At 72.4% G+C, this 21,371-nt stretch carries 19 protein-coding genes; 6 read left to right on the top strand and 13 right to left on the bottom strand.

Annotated elements, in window-relative coordinates:
• Positions 1-74 precede the first annotated feature (74 nt).
• The 4 genes from CPH93_RS03890 to CPH93_RS03875 all read right to left on the bottom strand — a co-directional run bounded on the left by CPH93_RS03890 (position 75) and on the right by CPH93_RS03875 (position 5,520).
• Positions 75-1,394: a hypothetical protein gene (locus tag CPH93_RS03890; protein ID WP_096211953.1), complete on the bottom strand. Its 1,320-nt coding sequence runs from the start codon at positions 1,392-1,394 to the stop codon at positions 75-77.
• A 271-nt stretch (positions 1,395-1,665) separates the two neighbouring features.
• The gene (locus CPH93_RS03885) at positions 1,666-2,958 is read right to left on the bottom strand and encodes an MFS transporter (protein ID WP_231977171.1); all 1,293 of its coding nucleotides are present in this window, start codon (positions 2,956-2,958) and stop codon (positions 1,666-1,668) included.
• 382 nt (positions 2,959-3,340) lie between these two features.
• On the bottom strand, positions 3,341-4,354 hold the full coding sequence (locus CPH93_RS03880) for a 2-hydroxyacid dehydrogenase (protein ID WP_096211952.1): 1,014 nt from the start codon (positions 4,352-4,354) through the stop codon (positions 3,341-3,343).
• On the bottom strand, positions 4,351-5,520 hold the full coding sequence (locus tag CPH93_RS03875) for a lactate 2-monooxygenase (protein ID WP_096211951.1): 1,170 nt from the start codon (positions 5,518-5,520) through the stop codon (positions 4,351-4,353). The genes CPH93_RS03880 and CPH93_RS03875 overlap by 4 nt, the downstream gene beginning before the upstream one ends.
• A gap of 114 nt (positions 5,521-5,634) precedes the next feature.
• Here CPH93_RS03875 and CPH93_RS03870 point away from each other — a divergent pair, with 114 nt between their 5' ends.
• Entirely contained in the window at positions 5,635-6,798 is a 1,164-nt protein-coding gene (locus tag CPH93_RS03870) for a helix-turn-helix domain-containing protein (RefSeq protein WP_096211950.1), read from the top strand.
• 29 nt (positions 6,799-6,827) lie between these two features.
• On the opposite strand, the gene CPH93_RS03865 is transcribed toward CPH93_RS03870, so the two are convergent.
• Positions 6,828-7,301, bottom strand: coding sequence for a MarR family winged helix-turn-helix transcriptional regulator (locus tag CPH93_RS03865; RefSeq protein WP_096211949.1), 474 nt, complete (start codon positions 7,299-7,301; stop codon positions 6,828-6,830).
• 126 nt (positions 7,302-7,427) lie between these two features.
• On the opposite strand from CPH93_RS03865, the gene CPH93_RS03860 reads away from it, so the two are divergent.
• Together CPH93_RS03860 and CPH93_RS03855 are read left to right on the top strand one after the other, a co-directional pair.
• Positions 7,428-8,294, top strand: a complete 867-nt coding sequence (locus tag CPH93_RS03860; RefSeq protein WP_096211948.1) for an SDR family oxidoreductase — start codon at positions 7,428-7,430, stop codon at positions 8,292-8,294.
• Between the two features lie 744 nt (positions 8,295-9,038).
• Entirely contained in the window at positions 9,039-10,121 is a 1,083-nt protein-coding gene (locus CPH93_RS03855; protein ID WP_096211947.1) for a sugar ABC transporter substrate-binding protein, read from the top strand.
• Positions 10,122-10,337: 216 nt separating this feature from the next.
• On the opposite strand, the gene CPH93_RS03850 is transcribed toward CPH93_RS03855, so the two are convergent.
• Complete coding sequence (locus tag CPH93_RS03850) at positions 10,338-11,060, bottom strand: HAD family hydrolase (RefSeq protein ID WP_096215295.1); 723 nt, start codon at positions 11,058-11,060, stop codon at positions 10,338-10,340.
• Positions 11,061-11,086: 26 nt separating this feature from the next.
• Positions 11,087-11,566, bottom strand: a complete 480-nt coding sequence (locus CPH93_RS03845) for an Lrp/AsnC family transcriptional regulator (protein ID WP_093487089.1) — start codon at positions 11,564-11,566, stop codon at positions 11,087-11,089.
• 134 nt (positions 11,567-11,700) lie between these two features.
• On the opposite strand from CPH93_RS03845, the gene CPH93_RS03840 reads away from it, so the two are divergent.
• From CPH93_RS03840 to CPH93_RS03830, 3 genes are all read left to right on the top strand, one after another.
• On the top strand, positions 11,701-12,237 hold the full coding sequence (locus CPH93_RS03840) for a 2'-5' RNA ligase family protein (RefSeq protein WP_231977170.1): 537 nt from the start codon (positions 11,701-11,703) through the stop codon (positions 12,235-12,237).
• 470 nt (positions 12,238-12,707) lie between these two features.
• Positions 12,708-14,201 carry an FUSC family protein gene (locus CPH93_RS03835; protein ID WP_096211946.1) on the top strand — a complete coding sequence of 498 codons (1,494 nt, stop codon included), beginning with the start codon at positions 12,708-12,710 and terminating at the stop codon, positions 14,199-14,201.
• Positions 14,202-14,332: 131 nt separating this feature from the next.
• A complete protein-coding gene (locus tag CPH93_RS03830) occupies positions 14,333-15,373 on the top strand; it encodes a lactonase family protein (protein WP_096211945.1) in 1,041 nt (346 codons plus the stop codon).
• Between the two features lie 16 nt (positions 15,374-15,389).
• Here CPH93_RS03830 and CPH93_RS03825 read toward each other — a convergent pair whose 3' ends face one another.
• The 6 genes from CPH93_RS03825 to CPH93_RS03800 form a co-directional block, all read right to left on the bottom strand.
• Positions 15,390-15,731 (bottom strand): nuclear transport factor 2 family protein, encoded by a 342-nt coding sequence (locus tag CPH93_RS03825; RefSeq protein ID WP_093487097.1) that lies wholly within the window; start codon positions 15,729-15,731, stop codon positions 15,390-15,392.
• A 332-nt stretch (positions 15,732-16,063) separates the two neighbouring features.
• Positions 16,064-17,020 (bottom strand): sirohydrochlorin chelatase, encoded by a 957-nt coding sequence (locus tag CPH93_RS03820; RefSeq protein WP_443031430.1) that lies wholly within the window; start codon positions 17,018-17,020, stop codon positions 16,064-16,066.
• Positions 17,021-17,111: 91 nt separating this feature from the next.
• A complete protein-coding gene (locus tag CPH93_RS03815; protein ID WP_096211943.1) occupies positions 17,112-18,143 on the bottom strand; it encodes an N-acetylglucosamine kinase in 1,032 nt (343 codons plus the stop codon).
• Positions 18,136-19,269 carry a phospholipid scramblase-related protein gene (locus tag CPH93_RS03810; RefSeq protein ID WP_096211942.1) on the bottom strand — a complete coding sequence of 378 codons (1,134 nt, stop codon included), beginning with the start codon at positions 19,267-19,269 and terminating at the stop codon, positions 18,136-18,138. The genes CPH93_RS03815 and CPH93_RS03810 overlap by 8 nt, the downstream gene beginning before the upstream one ends.
• A 23-nt stretch (positions 19,270-19,292) precedes the next feature.
• Positions 19,293-19,970, bottom strand: a complete 678-nt coding sequence (locus CPH93_RS03805; RefSeq protein ID WP_093487105.1) for a uracil-DNA glycosylase — start codon at positions 19,968-19,970, stop codon at positions 19,293-19,295.
• 187 nt (positions 19,971-20,157) lie between these two features.
• Positions 20,158-21,243 carry a WD40/YVTN/BNR-like repeat-containing protein gene (locus CPH93_RS03800; RefSeq protein ID WP_096211941.1) on the bottom strand — a complete coding sequence of 362 codons (1,086 nt, stop codon included), beginning with the start codon at positions 21,241-21,243 and terminating at the stop codon, positions 20,158-20,160.
• Positions 21,244-21,371: the final 128 nt, after the last annotated feature.

The following is a 21,371-nucleotide window of genomic DNA, read 5'->3' as shown; positions in this document are numbered from 1 at the left end:
CGTGCCGACCACGGGGAGTTCCTGCGCTTGGGCACTGTATGCGCAGGTCGCTGACCTGCGGACGGCGAAGGCGTTCATGGCGTCGGGCCCTGGCACACCGCCGGTGGCTGCCCCGCATGCAGCAGCTCGTCCGCCCGCTGCACGATCTCGCGCGCCACCGCGCTGTCGTACCGCAGAAACCTCCGGCGCAGGCTCATGAGCCGGGTGTGGGCGCGCTGTGAGGTGACGTTTCCGGTCAGCGCCAGTGCGTCGGCGGTGGCCTCCGCCGCACCGTCGAGCTCACAGCGCGCCAGTCGTGCCTCGGCCAGCGAGGCGCTGTGCAGCAGCAGATTGCGCGGCTGGCTGCCCTTGAGCATGTCGATCCCGCGGGTCAGATGGGACTCCGCCCGCTGGGGGCGCCCCAGCTCCAGCCAGGCCCGTCCGGCGTCGGCCACCATGACCGCCGGTGTGAGCCAGTACGCCCAGGGCGGCTCGCACGAGGGCCGGCCGGCCCGGCTGAGCTCGGCGGCCTCCTCCAGGGCGCGTTGACAGCCCGCTTCGTCGCCGAGGCTCGCATGGGCTCTGGCCTCGCGGGTGGCCAGCAGTGCCTGGCCGATGCCCATGTCCTCGTGCGCGGTCCCCTTGCGGGCGATGCGGCTCAGCCGCAGCGCCTCCTCCGCCCGGCCGGCCCAGCCGGCGCGGTAGCTCATGCAGGAGATGATGTACGCGCCGAGCGGCCGGTCGCCGGCGGCACGGGCGGCGCTCAGCGCGTTCAGAAAGCGGGAGGTGCTCAGCGCGTCCATGCCCTGGTCGGCGGTCAGCCACGCGGTGAGCTGGCCGAGCTCGGCGATGATGCGGTGCAGTTGCAGCCCGGTCTCGGCGCCGTAGGCGTACTTGGCGGCCAGCTTCTGCGCCCACTGCAGGTCCTGGAGCGCCCAGTCCAGGACGAGTCCGCTGCTGGCGCTGTCGTCGAGCTGCCGCAGCTGCTGGATCCGGACGGCCAGCATGCCGACCGCGGCATCGGGGACCTCGTCGCCGCGACTGCGTGAGGGCGGCGGAGGGTCGTCGGTCACCAGCCAGTCCACCGATGCCGCCAACGGGTCCTGGCCGGCGGGCAGTTGGAGGGGTGCCACGGGCCGGCGGCGGGCGGGGCCCTGGAGGAGCGGCGGGGTGTCGGCCGGGAAGTGCTGGGGCCACAGCGCCTCGACCGCGATCGGCTCACCGAGCTGCTCGGAGAGGATCCGGGCGACGATGTACGGCAGCCGGCGGCGGGGGCAGGAGCCCTTCAGCCAGTTGTAGGGGGCCTTGCTGCTGATGGTTCCGCTGCCGCAGCGTCTGTTGATCTCACGGGCCAGCCGCTCCGGCGGCCAGGATAATCGCGCCAGACACGACGCTAAGACGGAGGTACCGGTCATCGGCGGACACCTTCGGCCGCGGCTGCCCTCGGCGCCGACGCTGTGGTGCCCGGTGCGGGCGCGGCCGCTTCCGACGACTGCCCGGCCGGCCCCCGGGTGAGGCCGGACCTGAGCCGGATCGGGCCGACGGTGTGCATAGCTGCTTTCCACGCTCCCCTGCCAGAACTACCGGTGCGTACAAGGCATGCCCCCGGGCGGGGTACGGAATCTGTGACGACAGCCACAGCTCATGCCGCTGTACTCCCCGCGGAGGAAGTACAGCTCCGCGGCCTCAGACGCGGGACGGCTGCCGGACGCCGCCCCGGTCGCCGTCCGGCACCGCGGACGGGTGCAGCGCCCACCAGTAGAGCGCGACGCCGACGGCCAGGACGGCGACCGCGAACAGGAAGGGCGCGGCGAACGATCCGGTCACCTGCGCCAGCCGGCCGGTGAGCAGCACACCGCCCGCGGTGGCCGCCGTATTGAGGAAGTTCATCAGCCCGCTGACCGCCCCCACCGTCCCCGGCGGGGCGAGCAGGCCGGGCAGGCTCCAGGCGACGGGCGCGGCGATCGCCAGCCCCGCGAGGGAGGCCGACATCCAGAACACCGCGACCTCGGGCGAGGCCGCACTCCCGGCGGCGCCGATCGTCGCGCCGAGCGCCAGCCCGCAGGTCAGCACGGTTTTGCGCACCCGCCACGGATGACGGCCCCGCCGCACCAGCCGGTCCACCAGCCAGCCCCCGAAGGCGAGTTCGGCCACCGTCGCCACCGCCCACGGAATCATCGAGTACAGGCCGGACTGCAGCAGCCGCACATGGAACTGCCGCTGGAGGAACTCCGGCATCCAGGTCAGCACGATGTTGATGGTGTAGCCGTAACAGGCGAAACCGCAGGACAGGATCCAGATCCGGCCGGAGCGCAGGGCCGCGAGGAACTGCCGGGCGCCGCCCCGGTCGGCGTCCCGCGCCCCGCCCGCAAGGATGAAGTCCCGCTCCGCCGGACGCAGTGAACGAAGCGCGGACGGGTCCCGGTAGCCCCACCACCACACGGCCGTGAACAGCACACTGACCGCGGCGCTGAACACGAATCCGGCGCGCCAGCCCCACTCGCTCATCACGAACGCCAGCACCGGGAACGCGATCATGTTGGCCAGCTTGGTGGCGCCGTCGAACAGCGCCGTCGCCATACCGCGCTCTCCGACGGGGAACCAGGCAGCGGTCGCCTTGGAGGCACCGACCATCGACGGCCCCTCGGCCACCCCGAGCAGCAGCCGCGCCACGATGAGCGGCCCGACCCCACTGGCCACGGCGGTCAGCAGGCCGGCAACGGCCCATAACGCGGAGGCGATCCGGGTGAGCCGTGAGACGCCCAGGAGGTCGACCAGCATCCCGGCGGGTAACTGGACCAGGCAGTACGACCAGGTGAAGGCCGACAGCACCACCCCGAGTTGCTGGAGGTCCAGCCCGAAGTCCTCGGCGATCGAGGAGCTCGCCACCGATATCGCCGTGCGGTCGAGGAAGTTGACGACGATACCGCCGGCCAGCAATCCGCCGATCGCCCAACGGGTGCGTCCACGGGGTTCCACGAGCGTGCGTCCGCCTTTCCTGGTGGGGCCGTCGCCTCCGTACCGGGACGGTCCTCCGATGTCCGGGCCGGAGGTCCCGCCGGGCACAGCGGCCCGCTGACGAACGGACCGGACGGCCCGAACCGACCGGCGAGACGCCCGGACTCCGGGCGGACGCTACTCCTGTGGGCGCGGCCGGCAGCCGCGGGGTGTCGAGAAATGACGGTGTCCGGTCAGGAGGATGCCGCCGCATCGCCCCGCCGGTGTGGCTGGCACCGCTCGCTCAAGGCATCGAACAATGGCCGAAATTCGGGCAGAGCCCTGGGGCGGTCCGCCAGCCTCCGCAGGCCGGGCCGGACGGCGCGGGCCCACCGGACAAGGCCAACGACCTTGCGGACAGCCCCTAGGACACGACGTCCCGCACCGCCTTGCCCGCCAGATGGTCGAGGACGTTCTGTACGGCGGCCAGGGCGATGCGGACGAGCGTCTCGCGGGTGACGCCCGCGACATGCGGGGAGAGGACCACGTTCGGGGCCTTGAGCAGGCGCAGGGCCGCCGTGGGCGGTTCGGGGTCGAAGACATCGAGGCCGGCGCCGGCGAGGGTGCCGGCCTCCAGGGCGTCCGCGAGGGCGTCCTGGTCGATGAGGGCGCCGCGGGCGGTGTTGATGACGAACGCGGTCGGCTTGAGGAGGGCCAGGCGCTCCGCGTCGAGAAGGTGGCGGGTCCGCTCGGTGAGCGGGGCGTGCAGGCTGATGTAGTCGGAGGTGCGCAGCAGTTCGTCGACGCTCAGATGACGGGCGTCGCCGAGCCGGGCCGCGGCCTCGGGTGCGATCGGGCTCGGCCCGGCATAGACGATGCTCATGTCGAACGCGACCGCACGCCGGGCCACTTCCGTGCCGATCTGGCCGAGTCCGATGATGCCGAGGGTCTTGCCGGACAGTTCGGTGAGGGACTGCTGGAGGCGGGGCAGTGCCCAGTCGGCCTCGACCAGGGCCGTGTGCGCGGGGACCAGCTGCTTGGCGAGGGCGAGCATCAGGGCGAAGGTCTGCTCGGCGACGTTCTGCTTCTCGGCGCTGCTGGAGCCGATGGTGCAGACGGGGAGGTTGCGCGCGCGGGCCGCGTCCAGATCGACGTAGTCGAAGCCGTGGCTGGCGCACTGGACGAGCTCCAGAGCCGGCGCGGCGTCGAGGTGTGCGGCGGTGACCGGACTCAGACCGGTGATCAGGACATGCGCCGCGCGCAGGGCCGCGGGGTCCTCGTCGGCCGTCTCGACGACGGTGACCCGGGCCTGACCGGGGAAGAGGCCGGTCAGCGCGGCGCCGGCGGTGCGGCCGCCGACATGCGGGGAGACGACGGCGAGGACGTTCTTCACCGGCTGCGGCCCGGATTCCGCGGCCGGATCTGTCGTGGTGGTCATGCGGACTCCTCGATGAGGTCGTCGGCGGTCAGGGTGGTGGGGCGGGAGTGCCCGGACAGGGCGAGGGTCAGATCGAACTCGGCGAGCAGACAGCGGATGACGTGCTCCACGCCCGCCTGGCCGTCGAGGCCGAGCCCATAGGCGTAAGGGCGCCCCACCAGCACCGACTTCGCGCCCAGTGCCAGCGCCTTCAGGATGTCGTCGCCGGTGCGGATCCCGCTGTCGAAGAGGACGGTCAGCCGGTCCCCGGCCGCCTTCACGACCCGGGGCAGTGCGTCGGCGGCGGCGACCGAGCCCGCCACCTGGCGGCCGCCGTGGTTGGAGACCACCACCCCGTCCATCCCGGCCTCGGCGGCCAGCAGCGCGTCCTGCGGGTGCAGGATGCCCTTGAGCGCGATCGGGCCGTCCCAGTTCTCGCGCAGGAAGGCCAGGTCCGGCCAGGTCTTGGCGGGGTCGGCGAACATCCCGACGAAGTGCATCACGGCCGCGTCGGGGTCCTCGTGCACCGGCTTGGCGAGCCCGGCCGTGAACGCCGGGTCGGTGAAGTAGTTGGCGGTGCCCACGCCGTGCAGGAACGGGAGGTACGCCTGATCGAGATCGCGCGGCCGCCAGGCGAGGAGCGGGGTGTCGAGGGTGACGAACAGCGCGGTGAAGCCCGCCGCCTTGGCCCGGTGCAGAAAGCTGCGGGTCACCTCGCGGTCCTTCGCCCAGTACAGCTGGAACCACCGCTCCCCGTCCCCCATCGCCTCGGCGACCTCTTCCATGGGGGTGCTGGAGGCGGAGGACAGGATGTACGGCACGCCGTGCGCCGCGGCGGCCCGGGCGGCTGCGGGCTCGGCGTCCGGATGCATCAGCGACAGCACGCCTACCGGCGCCAGCGCGAGCGGCGCGGGCAGCGAGCGGCCCAAGACCTCCACGGACAGGTCGCGTTCGGCCACGTCCCGGAGCATCCGCGGGACGATCCGCCGGCGGTCCAGGGCGGCCCGGTTGGCGTCGGCGGTGCTCCCGGTGCCCGCGCTGCCGGCCACATAGCCGACCGGGCCGGGGCCGAGCCGCTGCTCGGTGAGCTCCGCCAGCCGCGACAGATCGGTCGGCAGCCGTGGGACGGCGCCCGTCATCCCGCGGAGATAGATCTCGTACTGGAAGTCCGCCCAGTGCTTCGCCATCCGTACGTCCCGCCTCTCGTCGCTGAGACCGCATGCTCACCGAGATCCTGGCGACAGTGACAAGGCCCGTCCACCGCGGTGCGCACAACGCGCGGCTGACATCATCACCCTGTGATGAAGGAACGGGAGCGCATCAGACAGCAGCTGACCGGCTCCCCGCGCGTGGTCGCCTCGATCGTCACCGCGGTGCGCGCGCAGGTACCGGCCTACGCCGCCCTCGACGACGGCCGGCTCCACGAGGTCCGGGCCATCGCCGCCTGGGCGCTGGAGCGGATGCTCCAGCTGTGGGCCACCGACGGTGCGCTCACCCCGGCCGATCTGCGGCGGTTCCGCGGGATCGCGGCGGCGCGGGCCGCGGACGGCCGCCCCGTGCAGGCGGTCCTGCGGGCCTACCGGGTCGCGGCGACGGTCCTCACGGACGAGGTCGCGGCCTGTACGCCGGCGCCGGACGCACCGGACGCCTTCGCGCTCGTCCGCATGGCGCTGACCACCCTGGACACGCTCGCCGAGGAGATGGCCACGGCGTACACCGCCACCAGCGAGGACCTCGCCGCGGACCGGGACCGGGCGCTGCGGCTGCTCCTCGACGATCTGATCGCCGGCCGGCATGCCTCGGTCGGCTCCCTGACCGCGCGGGCGGCCCGGTTGGGCAGTCAACTACCGGATCCGTACTGCCTGTTGGTGGCCGAGCCGGTCGAGGCGGACGGTCCGGTGGTGACCCAGGAGGCGGCGCTCGGGCTGCTGGCCGCGCTCGCCGGTGACGGCCACGACACCACCTCGCTGGCGACGGTCCGCGGCTCCCGCCTCGTCCTGCTGCTGCCCGCCGCGGCCGGCGGGGCCGCGGCGGAGGCGCTGCGGGAGCGGGGCCTGCGCGGCTGTGCGATCTCGGGGGAGAGCCAGGACCGGATCGCCGCCGCCTATCGGCTCGCGGCCGATGCCCTGGACACCGCGCCGGCGCACGCCCACCACCCCGCGCGGGTCCTGACGGACGGGGATGCCCAAGTGCTGGCGCTGCTCGGCGGCCGCCCCGCCGCCGCCCCGGAGCAGATCAGCCGGCTGATCCTCGGCCCGCTCGTCCAGCCGGGCCGCGGCCACCTCAGGGAAGCGCTGACCAGCTACCTCGATACGGGCTCCGCGAACGCCGCCGCCCGTGGCCTCGGCCTGCACCCCCAGTCGCTGCGCTACCGGCTGCGCCGCATAGCCGAGCTCACCCTGCGCGACCCACGGGATCCCTGGCAGCGGCTCACCCTGGACATCGCCCGCACGATCGGCCCCTGAGGCGTAGGGCGGGCCGTCGCGGAACCGCCCTACGGACCGTCCTGGCCGTCCTTACTGGCCTTGAGCTTCTTCCACACCGTGCTCAGCGCTTCGAGGTCCTCCTCGTCGAGGAGGTCGGTGAACACCGGTGCCAGGCAGGCGCGGCGGGTGGCATCGGCCTCCTTGAAGAGCTGGTGGCCCTCCGGGGTGAGGGACACCTCGACGGAGCGTGCGTCACGCGCCGAGGGGGTGCGGACGACCAGCCCACGGCTCTGCAGGGCATCGACCACGCGGGAGACCTGGCTGCGGCTGAGCATGGTGCTGTTGCCGAGTACGGAGGCGGGGACCGGGTCCGGGCTGGAGGCGAGCCAGAGCATCACCTCGAACCAGGAGACCGGCAGGTCATGGGCCTTGCTCAGGGCGCGGTCCACGCGCTCGGTCAGCACGGTCCCGGCCCAGACCAGTCCGTAGAAGGCGTGATCGGCCACGGGCATCTCGGTCTGGGTGAGCTTCCTCTTCGCCATACGGGCAAGACTACCGGTTGCGTGTACGCACACATAATGTCTATGGTGTGTGTACACGCACTTAATTTGCTCTTCGCGGAGCTCGCGGACTCGCAGAGATCGCAGAGATCGAAAGGCCCCACCACCATGTCTTCCACCTCTTCCACCTCTTCCTCTTCTCCCAAGGTTGTTCTGATCACCGGTACGTCCTCCGGCATCGGCCTGGCCGCGGCGATCGCCGCCGCGCGGGCCGGCTGGCAGGTCGTGGCGACGCTGCGGGACACCGGCCGCGCCGGGGCGCTGCGTACGGCCGCCGCCGACGCGGGGGTGGAGCTCGATGTCCGGCAGCTCGACGTCACCGACGAGGCCTCCGTCGCTGCCGCGGTCGGCGGGGTGCTCGCCGATCACGGCCGGCTGGACGCGGTGATCAACAACGCCGGTGCCGGGCACCTCGGCACCCTGGAGAACGAGTCCGTGGCCGACGTCCGCGCGGTCATGGAGGTCAACTTCTTCGGCGTGCTGCACGTGTCGAAGGCGGCGCTGCCGCATCTGCGCGCGACCGGTGGCCGTCTGATCACCGTCACCAGCGTCGGCGGAGTCGTCGGCCAGCCCTTCAATGAGGCCTACTGCGCGGCCAAGTTCGCCGTCGAGGGCTACATGGAGAGCCTGGCGCCGGTCGCGGCCACGCTCGGGGTGTCCGTGTCCGTCGTCGAACCGGGCGCCGTGGCAACCGAGTTCGTCAATAATATCGGGGTCGATCGGCAGGCCGAGGTCGACGCCGCGGGCCCGTACGCGAAGCCGCTGCGGGCCTACCTGGACCGCACCGCCGCGCAGTTCCTCAACGGCGCACAGACCTCGGCCGAGGCCGCCGAGGCCGTGCTGGAGGCGCTCACCGCGGACCGGCCCGCGTTCCGGATCCAGACGTCGGACTGGGCGCGTGGCTTCACCGGCACCAAGCTCACCGACCTGGACGGCTCGGCGGTGCTCGGCCTCACGGCCCAGTGGGTGAGCTGACCGCCTTCGCGGGCCCCGCCGGGGCCGGCCGGGCCCCCTGTCGCCTTCGTTCTGCACCCGTAAGGCCGTGATCCGGAAGGTCGTGTTCTGCTCCGGGGCGGCCGTGGGGTTTCCACTCCGGCCAATCCGCGCGGCTTTCCGGTTTCCGGCCCGGCCAATCGGCGCGGAATTAAGCTAAAGAGATTCCCAGGGATTCCCCATCGCCCCCGCCGTATTTGGTTGCGGAGTAGAAAACTTCTCCACGGTCGTCGCCGGTGCGTGCCAGGCTGTCGCTTCGGCGCTCGGTCCGCGTCCGCACCGGCGCCGCGATCGCCCCGGGAAAGCTGCGCCCAGCACCTATTTTCCTTCTCGTTCCCTCGCTTCTCTCGGTCTGGCACGCGGGGTGCAGGGCTGTATCCGCGCCCGCAGTGGACGCCACCGCGCGACGGCTGCTGCACAACTCCCCTCCGCCATCCCCTGGTTGACCTGCGCAGGGAGCGATCCGAGAGCGGCACGCCCCGCCGTGCTCCCCGCCACGATCCGGACCCGCATGACGCAGCCCTAACCGGAATCTCCGGAGCGATACGGAACGAATTGAACGTTTCGGGACTGTCCGGAACGCCCGTCGAGTGACGCCTCTTCAGAGAGCCACATCACAACTCGCTTTCATATCGTTGTTGGTTCGATTCTTGACTAAAGGGCCGTGGGTGACGTTCACTTCAGCCGTTCTGGGCCGGTCAGGAGGCCCTTTTGGAGGTACCGGGAATGAATGTAATAATGCGGCGCGCCCTCACCGGCGCGATGGCACTTTCGCTCGCAGCGCCCTTGGCGGCCTGCGGAAGTGATCATCAGGATGCCGGTGCCGGCAAGGACCACATCGGTCTGCTGCTCCCGGAGAGCAAAGCGGCCCGCTATGAGAAGTTCGACCGCCGCATCATTTCGGCACGCATTGCGTCCCTCTGCCTCGAATGCAAAGTCGACTACCACAATGCCGAGCAGCAGGTCGATGCCCAGAAGAGACAGTTCGACGCCCTGGTGACGAAGGGCGTCAAGGTCATCATCCTGGACCCGGTCGACGCCGAGGCGGCCAAGAGCTGGGTGGACTCGGCCGCGAAGAAGGGCGTCAAGGTCATCGCGTACGACCGGCTCGCCGAGGGTGATGTCGCGGCCTATGTCTCCTACGACAACGAGAAGATCGGCCGGCTCCAGGGGCAGGGAATTCTCGCCGCCCTCGGCTCGCAGGCGGCCGCCTCCGACGTCGTCATGATGAACGGCTCGCCGACCGACCCGAATGCGCCGTCCTACAAGAAGGGCGCCCATGACGTCCTCGACGGCAAGGTCCATAAGATTGTTTACGAGAAGAGCATCCCTGACTGGTCCGCGGTGAAGGCCAAGAAGGAGATGAGCGACCTCATCGACGCGCGTGGCCCGGCGGGATTTGACGCGGTCTACTCGGCCAATGACGGCATGGCGGGCGGCATCGCCGCGGCGCTCAAGTCCGCCGGCATCAAGAATGTGCCGCTCGGTGGCCAGGACGCCGAACTCCCAGCTCTGCAGCGGCTGGTAGCCGGCACCCAGACCTTCACCATTTACAAGGAAGTCCGACCGGAGGCCGAAACCGCCGCCGAAATCGCCTTCCGCCTCCTGCGCGGGAAGAGCATCACGTCCCTCACCTCGGCCACCGCCCAGAGCAAGAGCAAGTCCGGTATCCCCGCTCAGCTCTTCAAGGCGCAGATCGTCACGAGGAAGAACATGAAGGACACCGTCGTCCGCGACGGCGTCGTGCGCACCGACCTGCTCTGCGCCGACGGCCTCAGCGCCCAGTGCAAGTCCCTCGGTCTGAGCTGACCGCACACCGGCGTCCCCTCGGTAGGCGCCGGAGCAGGCGATGATCGCCCCGCCGACGGCCGATGCCCGGCAAGCCCGGCATCCGGCCGCCGACGGGGCGAAGCCGTGTGTGGCGCGCAGCCGTCTGTGGGGCTCGTCCCCGTACGCGGCGACCGGCGCAGCGCACCCGGCTCGGGCCGGACACTCAGGCACCGGGGAGCGGCTGTGCCCTCCGCCTCAGCCGCCCGCACTCCCTCCCCGCCCCAGCCAGTCATACGCGGCCCGCGCCGTGAACTCCTCCTGGCCGCCCTTGAACAGCAGCCCGGCGTGTGCGAACGCCGGGTCGTCGGCGGTACCGGCCACATACGGAACGGCGATACACCGCATGCCCGCCCGGTGCGCCGCGAGCGCGCCGGGCGCGGCATCCTCCAGCACCACACAGGCGGCCGGATCGGTCCCCAGCCGGCGAGCCGCCTCCAGGAACACATCCGGCGCCGGCTTGCCGTGCGCCACCTCCTCGGCCGACACCACCGTCGTCAGCAGCGCACCGAGCCCGGTACCGGCCAGCACCGTCTCGATCGCGTCCCGCGACGAACCGGACGCCACCGCCAGCGGATGCCCGGCCTCCGACAGCCGCTCCACCAGCGCCCGCATCTCCGGGAAGACCTCGGTATGTGCCCGCGCCAGCTCCAGATACAGGCGGTTCTTGCCGGCCAGCAACTCCTCGACCGGTGCCTCGATACCGAACTCCCGTCGGAGGATCTCCAGCGTTTCGCGGGTGCCGATGCCGATGAAGCGGGTGTGGTGCTCCCAGCTGAAGTCCGGCACGCCGTAGCCCGCCAGCAGTCGGCGGCCCGCCTCGTAGTAGTTCGGCTCGCTGTCCACCAGCGTGCCGTCGAGATCGAAGATCACCGGGGCAGGCGGGGCGGGCGTGACCCGGGATGCGGGGGAGGCGCTCATGCCCCCCAGCATGCCAATTCGCCCCCTCAGCGCGACCTCGCGGCGCCGCCCACCGCCTCGACCAACGGCAGCATCCGGTGCGGCACCCGCTCGCGCAGCGCCACCTCCGTACGGGTGCGGACCACGCCCGGCATGCTGATCAGCTGCTGGATCACATCCTCCAGATGTGCCGCGTCCCGGGCCACCACCCGGGTCAGCAGGTCCCCGCCGCCGGTCGTCGAGAACGCCTCGATGATCTGCGGAACCTCCGCCAGCGCGTCGGCCACCTCCTCCAGATGCCCCTGGGTGACCTCGATGTGGACGAAGGCCAGTACGGGGTGGTCGAGCGCGGCCGGGGACAGCCGGGGGCTGTAGGCGGTGATCACACCGTCCCGTTCGAGACGGTCCAGGCGCGCCTGCACGGTCCCCCGGGCAACCCCGAGGAGGCGCGCGTACTCCCGCACACTCGTGCGCGGCTGCTCCAGCAGCAGCCGAAGAATCTTGGCATCCAGCGCATCCACGGCCATGGCCCCTCGGCTCCTCCCGGTCGACGAAATCTCCTGATGACGCTACCAATGGCTCAGTGGTTGTGGTGGCGGCTGGGCCAGTGGTCCTGCTTCTGTCCCTCGCGCTCGTTGAGGTTCCTTGCTACACAGGTGCGGTGACGGACGACGGCACCAGAGAGCTCCAGGCCGGACGAACGGGACTCATCGTGCAGATCCCTGAGGCCGAACCCGCTGTGCGGGCATGGCGGGAACGGCTTGATCCCGGGGCCCGAGAGGGAGTTCCGGCGCATGTCACCGTGCTCTTCCCGTTCCTCCGGGAAGACTGCGTCGATGGCGCCGTCCACCGTGCTCTGGAGGAGGTGCTGGCAGCCCACCCGGCTTTTCCGGTGCGGTTCGAGAGCTGCGGACGGTTCCCCGGAGTGCTGTATCTGGCTCCCGAACCGGACGGACCGTTCCGGCAGCTCACTCGGGCGATCGCCGATCGGTGGCCGCAGACCCCGCCGTTCGGCGGCCGGTTCACCGACGTCGTCCCGCATCTGACCGTCGCCCAAGGGCACGATGACGCTGTCCTGGAAGGGGTTGAGGCCGAACTCCTCGGCGGTACGCCCATCACGGCGCTCGTGTCATCGGTCGAGCTTCTGGTGCACGACGGCACGAGGTGGCATGAGCGGGCGTCCTTTGCCCTCGGGTAGCGCGCGGGAGCTCGTCCCCCGGCCGACCGTTGAACTATGGCGTCCGGCCGGCGCTCGTCTCCCGGCGGCGCCCGCCCCGGAGCCGACGGCCTCCCTCAGGCATGCGGATAGTTGCCGGCCTGGCCGCTGGGGGTCCCTTCCTCGTCCCTCGCGGCGCCGCCCCCCGGCGGGGGCCGGACTGGTGCACCTACCCAGCACGGTGCGTACGTGCCCCGCCCGGTACACGAACGGTGCGGATGCGTGTCCGCGGATACGTGTCCGCGGATCCGTGGCGGGAGGCCGCCAGTGGCCGCCCTCCCACCCATTGGCCCCCTTCTGGCAGGACAGACCGCGCACCCGCTGTACCAATGGCACAGCGGATCCAGCCTCAGTTGAGCAAGCTGTCGCAAGGGTGCTCTGATGTCCCCGTCGATGGCGCTGCGGATTCCGCGGCGCCTTTTTCATGCGGAACCGTCGAAGGGGCAAAAGCCGTGCTGAAGAGGGTGTTCGTGGCTCCGGATCCGGGTCGGCTGCGGCTGCGCAGCGCCGTGCGGTCCGTCCTCGGCATCGGCCTGGCGGTCACCGTGTGCGGTCTCGCCGGGCACTCGCTCGTCGCCGCCGTCATCGGCGGACTGGCCGCGCTGCTCGCCCTCTTCACGGTCACCGACGCGACGGTCCGCGGCCAGGTGGTCACCACGGCGCTGCTGCCCGCCGTCGGCTTCCCGGTGCTCGCCGCGGCGGCGGTGCTGCACGACCACCCGGTGACCCGCGACACGGTCTTCCTCGCCGTGGTCGGTGCCGGGGTCTACGCCCGCAGGTGGGGGCCGCGGGGTCACGCGCTGGGCGTGTTCGCGTTCATGACGTTCTTCGCGGCGCAGTTCCTGCACACCGAGCCGGGCCGGCTGCCCGAGCTGTACGCCGCGGTCACCCTCGCCCTGCTCGCCTCCTCCACCGTCCGCTTCGGCCTGTGGTGCTACGAGCGCCGGCTGCCCCCGGCCGCCGTACCCACCCCGCCGGGAGGCCGTGGGCTCGCCCGGACGACCACCCGCCAGGCGATCCAGGCGACCGCCGGCGCCACCTTCGCCCTCGTGGCGGGCCAGTTGCTCTCCGACCAGCGCTGGTACTGGGCCGTGGGCGCCACCTGGTGGATCTTTGTGAACACCACCTCGCGCGGCGAAACCCTGGTCCGGGGCTTCCGCCGGGCCCTGGGCACGGTGCTCGGCATCGCCCTCGGCCTGGTCGTGGCCGTCCCGCTGCACGGCGCCGTCGTCCCCACGGTGGCCCTGCTCGCGGTCAGCGTCTTCGGGATCTTCTACACGGCCGCGGTGTCCTACACCTGGATGATGCTCGCGGTGACGCTGCTGGCCGGGCTGCTGTACGGGCTCCTGGGGGTGCTGGACCCCGCGCTCCTCGCGCTGCGCCTCGCGGAGACCGGTGTGGGGGCGCTCGGCGCGACGCTCGCCGTGCTCTGCGTGCTGCCCGTCACCACCCACGCGACCACCGACGCCTGGATCCAGCGCGCCCTGCGCTGTGTGCACCTCTGCACCGCCGAGGCCGCCGCCCGCCTCGCGGGCTCCGAGACCGCCGACCCCACCCCGCACGTCGCCGCACTGGAGCCCCTGCTGAGCAGGGTGCGGCTCTCCCTCGCACCGCTCGTGCACCCGCTGAGCCCGCTGCGGGCCCGTAAGGCGCGGGCCCGTCGGGTGCTCGCGCTGCTCGACGACTGCGCGCGTGAGGTCCGCGGGCTGGCGGCCGTCGCCGCCGACCCGGAGGCCTCCCACGACGCCCGGCTCACCGCGGCCTGCCGGCGGGTGGAGGCCGCCGTCGAGGCCCTCACCACTGGCGACGCCGCCGCCACGGTGTCCGTGGCGCACCCTCCTGAGGCGGAACCCGCGCTGGTGCATCTGCACGGCCTGGAGCGGGCGCTGGCCGAACTCTCCGCGCCCCTGCGCAGCTCCCCGCGCTCCCCGTTGGTCGACGCCTGATCCACGGCCGGGTACCGCGCATGCGGCGCCGCGCACCCATGGGCGGAACCGGTCATCGTCCCGGCCGCGCCGTCCGTGACTGCTAGCGTCGCCCGAGCAGCTCAACGGGCAGGCGGACGAAGGGCGGAGCCGTGGCGACGGTCGAGAGCGGACTACGGGCGTACATCGGATCGTTCACCTCGGCGGGCGGCCCGGGCCTCACCACCGCGGCCGTGGACCCGGAGTCCGGCGCCCTGACTCCGCTGCACTCCACCGACACCGTCGCCAACCCCTCCTACCTGGCGCCGAGCCCCGACGGCCGGTACCTCTACGCGGTCAGCGAGACCCCGGACGGCGCCGCGGCCGCCTTCGTGCTCGCCCCCGGCGGACCCGAACTGCTCGCCCCCGCCGTGCCCGTCCAGGGCGCCGACCCCACCCATCTCACCCTGGCCGCGGGCCGTCTCGTCACCGCCAACTACAGCTCCGGCAGCGTCAGTACGCTCCCGGTACGGGCCGACGGCACACTGACCGGCCCCGCCACCGTGCTCGCCCACGAGGGCAGCGGCCCGCGGACCGACCGCCAGGAGGGCCCGCACGCCCACGCCGTGCTGCCCGACCCCAGCGGCCGCTGGCTGCTCAGCGTCGACCTGGGCACCGACTCGGTCCGCAGCTGCACCCTGGCCGCCGACGGGGCGCTGACCGTACGCGCCGAGACCCGGCTGCGGCCCGGCAGCGGCCCGCGCCACCTCGCCTTCCACCCGCGGGGCGACCTCGCCTATGTCGTCCATGAGCTGGCTCCGATGGTGACGGTCTGCCGGTGGGACGCCGGCGCCGGTGCGCTGACGCCGGTGGGGGAGACCCGCCTGCTGCCGGACGGCGCCGCCGCGGACGGCACCTTCCCCTCCGGACTGGCCGTCTCCCCGGACGGCCGGTTCGCCTGGGCCGCCAACCGGGGCCACGACAGCGTCTCCGTGCTCGCCCTCGACGGCGCTGCCGCAGCCCTCGTCACCACCGTCCCCTGCGGCGGCCACTGGCCCCGTGACCTGGCGCTGCACCCCGGCGGCCGGCATCTGTACGTCGCCAACGAGCGCTCCGGCGACGTCACCTGGTTCACCGTCGACCCGGCGACCGGCATCCCCGCCCGCACCGGATCCGTCGCGGCGCCCGCGGCCTCCTGCGTCGTCTTCGCCTGACCGGACCCGCGGCCGCTCAGCCCTGCGGAAAGCGCCCGCCGAAGTACACCTGGGTCTCGGTGAGCCGGCCGTCCCGTACCGTCGTCACCTCGACATTGCGATGCCGCTCGCCCGTCGTCAGCTCGTACTCGTAGCGCACACAGACCTGCTCGTCGTCGAGGGCCACCGCATCGAGGATCTCCTGCCGGCGCAGCCGGTCCGCGGTGGGGAAACAGACCTCCAGGAACGCGGCCTTGCCGATGTGGTCGTCCTGCGGGCTGGTGAAGACGTAATCCTCGGCGAGCAGCCGGTCCATGGCCGTGCGGTCCTGGGCGAGATAGGCCGCGAAGGCGGCGCGGACGACATCGACGTGCGACATGAACTTCCTTCCGTGGGCGGCCCGCTCACGCCCCCGGGCGCGCGCGGCCGGCGAGTGACCTGTGCAGGACGCTAGGGGTTGTCCGGCGGGTGCCCACACTCCTCGCCCGGCGCGTCAGGCGTACGGCAGGCGCCCTGCGCGGTGCTCTGGCAGCCGTAGGGCCGGTGGGTGCTCGGCACCTTGGTCACTGCTCTCCCGGGCCGTCTGACGGGCATCTGTGCCGCTCGGGGCGGGAACGGATTCCGCGCCTCCGTCTGAACGAGGCGAAGGGCCGCCCCCGCGCGCTGCGCGAGGACGGCCCTTCGAAGCCGTGTGTCCAGGAGGGAGGAGTCCTAGCGGACCGGTACCCCCTGCGACTGCGTCGGGAGGTTGATGCCCACCGCCGCCGCGTAGTTCGAGAGCACCAGCCGGCCCACCGTGCTGTAGGCGCCCAGCGCCTCGGCCGAGGCGCAGCCCGCCTCCGCCGCGGCCGCCCCCAGAAGGCCGTCGGCGATCTCCGGGCCGATCAGGTACGGAGCCAGCGCCAGCTGCTGCGAACCGGACTCGCGCAGCTGCTCGGCCGTACGGGAGATGGCGCCCTCCTCGTCGAGGGCGGCGGCCAGCACCGGCACCGCGAGCCGCGCGGAGAGCAGCATGCCGGTGATCCCGGCGGCCTGCACGGCCTCCTCGCCGCCCACGGTGGCGAGGATGATGCCGTCGGCGGCCGTGGCGACCGTGAACAGCCGGGCACGGTCGGCGCGCGCCAGACCGGACTCGGAGAGCCGGACGTGCAGCGCCTCGGCGAGCAGCGGATGCGGGCCGAGGACATCGGTCAGCTCCGCGCCGGAGCCGCTGTTCATGATCGCCTGGCGTATCCGGCGCAGCAGGGCGCTGTCCGGCCCGGCCAGCAGCGGCACCACCACGGCGACGGGGCCGGAGTCGGGCTGCCCGTCGGCGTCCTCCCGCGCCTTGTGCTCCGTGGCGGCGTGCGCCAGCACGGCCTCCAGCGACGGGAACTCGTCGTCTCCGCCGTCCACGTAGCCGATGCGGGCGTCGAGGCCGGGGAGTTCGGAGCGGGCGATGCTGGAGACCTCGTCGGCCAGGCTGCGCGCGGCGGACGAGGGGGTGCCGGGCACGGCCAGCACCAGGGCGGGCGCGCCCTCGGGCGCGGCCAGCGGTTCCGGCTTGCGGTGGCGGCCGGACTGCCGCGCGCGCGGCATTCGTACAGGCAGGCCGGGTGCGGCTCCCGGGCTCGGGGGTGCGGCGTCAAAATGGGGCGAGCCAGGTGCGGGCCCAGTGGGGGAACTCATGGCGCCGCATGCTAACGCCTCGGGTCCTACCCGCGCGGAGGGAGGGTTCGGTGGAGCGGTATCCGTCCCGTTTTATCCCGCGCGTCAAGGGTCACGGACCTGGCGCAGGCCGTGTGATCTGCAACAACTCGGCGTCGGCGGGGAGCTTCAGACGGTCGCCGGCCAGTGCCGCGGCGATGGCCAGCGCCCCGTCGAGCGGGCTCCCGGCGGCGACCGTCCGGCGCGCCCGCGGCAGCCGCTCGGCGAGCGCCGTACGCAGCGGCGCCAGCAGCGGCTCGCCCAGGTTGAACAGCCCGCCGGTGCAGGCCACCACGCTGTCCGCGGCCGGCGGGCAGACCGCGGCCGCGGCATCGGCGAGATGGCCCGCGGCGGCCCGCAGGATGCCGAGCGCCACCGTGTCGCAGTCGGTGGCGCAGCCGGCCACCTCCGGGGCGAACGAGGCGAGTACGGCGGGCCGGTCGGGGCGGGGATAGAGCGCGCCGGGCAGTGCGCCGGCCGGCCCGAACACCGTTTCCGCGCGCGCCAGGAGGGCGGCCGAGCCACCGGGCCGGCCGTCGTACTCCCGCAGCGCGGCCTCCAGTCCGGCGCGGCCGATCCAGGCGCCGCTGCCGCAGTCGCCCAGCAGGTGCCCCCAGCCGTCCGCGCGGCGCCAGCCCCCCGCCGCGGTCAGATCCGTGCCCAGGGCGACCATGCCGGTGCCCGCGGCGACCACGGCACCGGGCCGCTGTCCCAGTGCCCCGGCGTACGCGGTGACCGCATCGGCGGCCAGGGCGCAGTGCCGCGCCCCGAAGGCGGTGGCCAGTGCGGCGGGCAGCCGGGTGCGCAGCTCGTCGCCCAGCGTGGCCGCACCGGCCGCGCCCACGCACACCGCGGTGAACCCGTCCGCGCCCGCTTCCCGCTGCAACTCCTTTGCTGCGGGCAGCAGTTGGGACAGCAGATGTCCGGCGTCGATACCGGCGGGGCCGATGCGCACCGGCTCGCCGGAGACGCGTACGGCCAGCGGGCGGGCCGCCTCGTCGTCCGCGCGGGCGACGGCGATCCGCAGGCCCGACCCGCCCGAGTCGACCCCGAGCACATGGCCGGCCCCGACGGCTCCCCGGCCGCGGCCGGAGGGCTCACCCAAGGCCGCGGGCGTCCTGCTTGAGGGCGGTGTCGACGGTCAGGGCCGTGGCGACGACCAGGCTCAGCAGCGGGTCGGGCAGCTGGTGGTGGATCTGCAGGACGTAGTTGTCCGCGGACGTGAACATCGTCTTGGCCAGGCCCTCCCAGGTCTTGGTGATCCGGGCGATCTCGGTGTCGGCGTGGTCGACGATGGCGAAGTTCCAGGCGCGCCAGTTCTCGGCCTTGATGGCGCCGATCTGCTGGCCGTTGACCATCATCCCGAAGTTGATCTTCCCGATGGCGTTCTGCTGCACGATCTCGCCGACGGGCGAGCCGTCCGGACGCTGCACGATCACCTTGGACTTGAGGATCTTCGCCGGCCGGGTCAGCACCAGCTGCGGCTGGCCGTAGGCGTCCCGGATCTCCAGCTTGTGGGTCATGTACTGGTCGAGGCTGGAGACGACGCGCAGCACCTTCTTGGCCGTGCTCTGGCCGACCTGGACGACCGTACCGATGGTGTTGCCGTGCTGGTCGAAGACGCTGTACTCGTTGCTGACCTCGATGAGCTTGGCCTTCTGGTTGACCACCAGCACCGGTTCGGTGAACAGGCTGCCGCCGCCCGGCCCGCCGGGCGCCACCCCGGCCTGCTGCTGCACCTGCCGCTGCACGGCTCCCGGATTCCCGGCGGGCTGCCCCGGCATCGGCTGCTGCCCGTACGGCTGCTGCATCGGCTGGCCGGGCGCCTGTTGGGGGTGCCCGTAGCCCTGCTGCGCGTACGGTGCGCCGCCTTGCTGCGGGCCCGGCTGCGGGCCCGGATACGGGGCCTGACCCGGGGCCTGGTGACCCGGTGCCTGCTGGCCCGGAGGCATCGCCTGCTGGTGCGGCATCGGCTGCTGCGGCGCCGACTGATGCGGCATCTGCTGCGGGGGCTGCTGGGTGGCCTGTTGCTGCGGAGCCTGCTGCTGCATCGGCTGCTGTTGGGGTGCCTGCTGGGGGCCAGGTTGCGGTGGCTGGTTCTGGGCCGGGGCCGCGGGCTGTTGTCCCGCGTGGGTGTGCTCCGTCCACTGGGACCCGTCCCACCAGCGAAGTTGGTGGGGGGTGCCCTGAGGGTCGGCGTACCAACCCGCAGGGATGTTCGCATTCGTCATGCCAGGCACACTATCGCCCGGTGTCAGGGCAGCCTCCAGTCGACGGGCTGGGCGCCCTGTCGTGCCAGCAGGTCGTTCACCCGGCTGAAGGGCCGCGAGCCGAAGAAGCCCCGGTCGGCGGACATGGGGGAGGGGTGCGAGGACTCGACTGCCGGCAGATCGCCGAGCAGCGGCCGCAGATTGCGCGCATCGCGTCCCCACAGCACCGACACCAGCGGGCGCCCGCGGGCCACCAGCGCGCGGATGGCCTGCTCGGTGACCTCTTCCCAGCCCTTGCCGCGGTGCGCGGCCGGTTTGCGGGGCGCCGTCGTCAGCGCTCTGTTCAGCAGGAGTACGCCCTGGCGTGTCCACGGGGTCAGATCGCCGTTCGACGGCCGGGGCAGCCCGAGGTCGGAGTGCAGCTCGCGGAAGATGTTCTCCAGGCTCGGCGGCAGCGGGCGCACCTCCGGCGCCACGGAGAAGCTGAGCCCGACCGCATGCCCCGGTGTGGGGTAGGGGTCCTGCCCGACGATGAGCACCCGCACCTCGTCGAAGGGCTGTTGGAAGGCGCGCAGCACATTGTTGCCGGCCGGCAGATAGCTCCGTCCCGCGGCGATCTCCGCCCGCAGGAAGTCGCCCATCGCGGCGATCCGGTCGGCGACGGGCTCAAGTGCCTTGGCCCAGCCTGGTTCGACAATGTCTTGGAGAGGTCGTGCAGCCACGGGATCACCCTACTGGCCCGGACCCGCTCCCCTTCAATCGATGGCCACGCCCCGGCCGCCCAGGATGACGCGACCCCGGTGGAACCGCCGCTCCCACACACCTCCGACCCCAACTGCCGCTCCTTCACACCTCGTTGCCCGGTAGACGGATCGCCTTGCCCCCACAGCGCCCGGGGCCTGTATCTCCTCAGGCCACGGCGGCCGCCCGTACGCACAGCACATCCGGCAGATGGGAGGCGAGCTGCTGCCAGCTGTCGCCGTCGTCCGCACTGGCGTAGACCTCGCCGTTGCGGTTGCCGAAATACACCCCGGCGGGATCGGTGTCATCGACACACAGGGCATCCCGGAGCACCGTGCCGTAGTGGTTCTCCTTCGGCAGGCCGTCGCTCAGGGGCTCCCAGCTTCCGCCGGCGTCGGAGGTGCGGTAGACCCGGCAGCGGTGTTCGGCAGGCACCCGGTCGATGTCGGCGGTGATCGGGAAGAGGTAGGCCACATCTGCCGTGCGCGGATGAGCGGCCACTGCGAAGCCGAAGTCCGAGGGCAGCCCGCCGCCGATGTCCTTCCACGTCGCGCCCGCGTCATCGCTGCGGTAGACGCCCCAGTGGTTCTGCAAATACAACCGGTCGCGGTTGACCGGGTCCGGTGCGATCTTGTGGACGCACTGGCCGAACTCCGGATGCTGATCCGGCAGGAAGACCGCCTTGACGCCCTTGTTCGACGGCGCCCAGCTGGCACCCCCGTCGAGGGTGCGAAAGACCCCGGCCGCCGAGACGGCCACGGTGACCGCGTCGGCGTTCCGCGGGTCCGTGAGCACCGTATGGACGGCGAGCCCGCCGCCGCCCGGTACCCACTTCTCCCGGCTCGGGTGGTCCCACAGCGGCCGGACGAGGTCGAAGGTCTCGCCGCCGTCCTCGGAGCGGAACAGGCCGCCGGGCTCGGTGCCCGCATAGACCACCTCGGGCGCGGTGGGGCCGGCCGGATGCAGCTGCCACACCCGCTCCAGCGAAGTCCCGGTGTACTTCGGGTACTTGACCGCGGGGCGGGCGGGCTCCTGCCAGGTCTCGCCCAGGTCGTCGGAGTGGAACACCGACGGCCCCCAGTGGGCGCTGTCGGCTCCGGCCAGCAGCCGGGGCGTCGCGCGCCGGGTGTCGATACCGAGGGAGTAGATCGCCTCGGCGGGGAAATGCGGACCGCTCAGTTCCCAGCTGCCGTGTTGTCGACGGCCGAGGAAGAGGCCCTTGCGGGTGCCCACCGCGAGAAGTACATCAGTCATGCCGGAACACCTCCGGGACGCCGTTGTCTGGAGACAGTGGCAAGTCTGCACCCGACCACTGACAATGGCGCCCCGAAGGATGTCCGCGCAGGTCGCACGGTGCGCCCTCCCGCGTCTGCCGCGGGAGT

The sequence above is a fragment of the Streptomyces sp. 2323.1 genome (assembly GCF_900221035.1).
GTDB lineage: Bacteria > Actinomycetota > Actinomycetes > Streptomycetales > Streptomycetaceae > Streptomyces > Streptomyces sioyaensis.
The sequence above is the reverse complement of the archived record's forward strand: the minus strand, read 5'-3'. Positions and strand labels throughout refer to the sequence as shown.